Genomic DNA, 2,378 nt, shown 5'->3' on the forward strand with positions numbered 1-2,378 from the left:
GGAATGCTCCGAAATATGCAACCTACGGAGCCATTTTAGTCCTTCATGCAGGCTCAACCTTTTCCTCTTTTGGAAAATACATGGACCCGTTCAACAACCTACTGTTCTTCGCCTCTTGGCCAATGCTCGCAGCCTGTATCGCAATCTTCTTACTTCGCAATTACGACACTTACAGCGTGTCCAACTAACACAAAGGGCGCCGTTATTGGCGCCCTTTGTGTTTTGCTTGGTTCTTATCAACCTAAGATACTCTGTTAGCTGTATGACCCTATTTACATTTCTATAAGTTACTAGAAACCCTGTCAAACCTATTGAGAGAGCAGCAATACATACTCCCCTCAGTATTGCATCATTGAGATAAGCTGAGTAGAAAAGCATTGCAATAAATGCACTACATGACACCAAAAAAGGTGCAATTGAACGATGGGTAAAACGTGAAGTATCAACCACACTATAACGATCTAGAACCAAATCCAAGAGCAAGAGCATGTGCATAACAAACAAAACATTTAGTACTGGAAGTACCCAGTAAAACCAACTATCTACAGGAAAGCTAAATAGTTGAACAAAGGTAAGGTGAGCCAATATAGAAAATAAAATACTTTTCCAACCATTCGAACTACTTTGTACTCTAATGCGGTATGTTCGTCGGGCGACAGAAGCAAGTGGCTTGACTGAAGAAACCCAAATAGCCAACCAAACTATAAGTAATACCATGGTTCAAGAGCCTCTAAATTAAGGTTTACGCAGCTATTCTGAATTAGGTATCTAGAACTATTATCCCAAGATATCGACACTTTACGCCTTGCTAAGGTGTGAGCAAACCAATACCTTAGCCTCCGCATAATACCTTAAACACATAAACCAACGCATAGTAAAAATGCCACGCGTTGCGAATTATTCTTAAGCAACTTGTTATACCTCTTGGTTGAGGCTAAAATGACCAAAACAAAGACCACTTAAGAGACCTATTACATGACCACTAGAATTTTAGCCGATGTTGCTGCAAGCATTACTGAGTTGAAAGCTAACCCTATGAAAGTTGCAACTAGTGCTTACGGTGAACCTGTTGCTGTACTGAACCGAAATGAGCCAGCATTTTATTGCGTACCAGCCGAAGCGTACGAAATGATGATGGACAGACTCGAAGATCTTGAACTACTAACTATTGCGAAAGAGCGTGAATCTGAAGAGAGTATTTCGGTAAATATTGATGACCTATAAACTCGACTTTAAAAAGAGTGCACTCAAAGAGTGGAAAAAGCTTGGCTCAACGCTTCAACAACAATTTAAGAAAAAGCTAATCGAGCGTTTAGATAACCCGCATGTTCCGGCTTCAAAACTCTCTGGAGCTGACAACATGTATAAGATTAAGCTGCGCCAATCGGGCTACCGTCTCGTCTACAAAGTTGAAGACGATGTCATCATTGTAACCGTCTTAGCAGTCGGAAAACGCGAACGTAGCGATGTTTACCGTAAAGCTATGAAAAGGTTAGATGATTGATTGCGGTATCGCCGCATTAAGTGGTGAGCAACGCAGACCACTGCACTTAAAGTATTGTGCCGTAAACACTTAATCTGAAGCAAACCGAAAATACCGAGCGTTGGGAATCCGCCTTAAATGCTTTGTATAAATATTTTGACCTACTTATACTTCTCTGCAACTACGGCTTCTATAGCCTGACAAAACTCATTGATGTCTTTCGTCTCAACACCGGAAAAAGTCAGAAAAATTGAACTGTTTTTATACGTAACCGTGAAGCTTTCATAGTGAACTGTACTACTAAAATTAAAATAAATATCCAACTCAATTGATTTGTGGAGCCCAAACTCATCAAGGCCGTCGACAGATGTAACTATATGAATTGGGGGAACTCGCTCACTATCATGGATATTGTTTGCATACGAAGTAACTTTGCCACGAGTACAGAAATGCTTATTCAAACGCTTTTCGAGATCTTTAAGTGTTCTGATAGCTAGCTTTTTAGCGTTAGTTTCAGTTCTCGAGGTCTCAAGAATCTTTTTGTTTAATTGATCAAATTTCCCACCGAGTTTGCCAACCATAAGTCTACGAAAAAAATCAAAATTCACCGATAATGCCTCTAATATTTATAACAGCTATATTAGACAGAATAATTCTGCATTTTGTCCCCGAAACAATTCTGTCTAGTTTCCAAGACACACTACACTTAGTCTAATAACTCATTTAATAACATTATCTTACCTACTTATCTTTGTATCAAACATGACGAAAAGCATAAATTTTTCATATAGTTTCTGCAAAATGCAGAAAACTCCCCAATATGTGAGTAAACCGCAGTTCAGGCTATGAAGGTTGTATCTTGGAAGTTGTATTCTCAAAATCGAGTAGGAGGAGG

Annotated in this window: 3 protein-coding genes and 1 pseudogene; 3 read left to right on the forward strand and 1 reads right to left on the reverse strand. The window is 39.3% G+C overall.

Features of this window, described 5'->3' with window-relative positions; all coding sequences use genetic code 11:
- The 3 genes and pseudogenes from AB4583_RS21125 to AB4583_RS21135 all read left to right on the forward strand — a co-directional run.
- Nucleotides 1-188: pseudogene (locus AB4583_RS21125) on the forward strand (hypothetical protein); the annotation flags it as partial.
- Nucleotides 189-975: 787 nt separating this feature from the next.
- Nucleotides 976-1,224, forward strand: coding sequence for a type II toxin-antitoxin system Phd/YefM family antitoxin (locus AB4583_RS21130; RefSeq protein WP_004730320.1), 249 nt, complete (start codon nt 976-978; stop codon nt 1,222-1,224).
- Nucleotides 1,214-1,504: a type II toxin-antitoxin system RelE/ParE family toxin gene (locus AB4583_RS21135; protein ID WP_005377002.1), complete on the forward strand. Its 291-nt coding sequence runs from the start codon at nt 1,214-1,216 to the stop codon at nt 1,502-1,504. The genes AB4583_RS21130 and AB4583_RS21135 overlap by 11 nt, the downstream gene beginning before the upstream one ends.
- Before the next feature lie 140 nt (nt 1,505-1,644).
- Here the strand turns inward: AB4583_RS21135 and AB4583_RS21140 are convergent, their stop codons facing one another.
- Nucleotides 1,645-2,091 (reverse strand): hypothetical protein, encoded by a 447-nt coding sequence (locus AB4583_RS21140; RefSeq protein ID WP_258184055.1) that lies wholly within the window; start codon nt 2,089-2,091, stop codon nt 1,645-1,647.
- Nucleotides 2,092-2,378 lie beyond the last annotated feature (287 nt).

The sequence above is a fragment of the Vibrio sp. 10N.222.49.C12 genome, assembly GCF_041475025.1.
GTDB classification, from domain to species: Bacteria; Pseudomonadota; Gammaproteobacteria; order Enterobacterales; family Vibrionaceae; genus Vibrio; species Vibrio crassostreae_C.

Bases quoted from the DNA above. Each gene is read 5' to 3' on its own strand.
- AB4583_RS21135 (WP_005377002.1), top strand. From the start codon at position 1,214: ATGACCTATAAACTCGACTTTAAAAAGAGTGCACTCAAAGAGTGGAAA.
- AB4583_RS21130 (WP_004730320.1), top strand. From the start codon at position 976: ATGACCACTAGAATTTTAGCCGATGTTGCTGCAAGCATTACTGAGTTG.